The sequence below is a fragment of the Pseudomonas tremae genome, from assembly GCF_001401155.1.
Classification (GTDB): domain Bacteria; phylum Pseudomonadota; class Gammaproteobacteria; order Pseudomonadales; family Pseudomonadaceae; genus Aquipseudomonas; species Aquipseudomonas tremae.
Genome location: NZ_LJRO01000291.1, coordinates 1 through 297 on the forward strand (window position 1 = coordinate 1; position 297 = coordinate 297).

The 297-nt window shown below is 56.2% G+C and carries 1 protein-coding gene; it reads left to right on the top strand.

Features of this window, described 5'->3' with window-relative positions; all coding sequences use genetic code 11:
• Nucleotides 1–214 (top strand): hypothetical protein (locus ALO43_RS16815; protein ID WP_157062321.1); only part of this gene is annotated, 214 nt, incomplete at its 5' end.
• Nucleotides 215–297 lie beyond the last annotated feature (83 nt).

Below are 297 nucleotides of genomic sequence, written 5' to 3' on the forward strand. Positions count from 1 at the left end.
GGGTTCTTCACCGACTGACAGTGCCCTGCGCAGGTTGCTATATGACGCCGTCGGCGGTGCCACGGCTCGCGCCATCCTGGTCGAAGCCTTTCCCCAGGGCACGGCAGAAAAACTCATCGCGCTGCGCCAGACGCAAGTGGGTGAAGCGGATTCCAACAATGTGATTTGCACGCTGGCCAACGAGTTGATCAAACGGCGCGGCTACAACCTATAGCCAATAAACGGAGAGCACATTCCATGAATAACGAAAATGATTCCCTGCACGACGCTTTGCGTGAAGCGAGCCCGGATCAATTA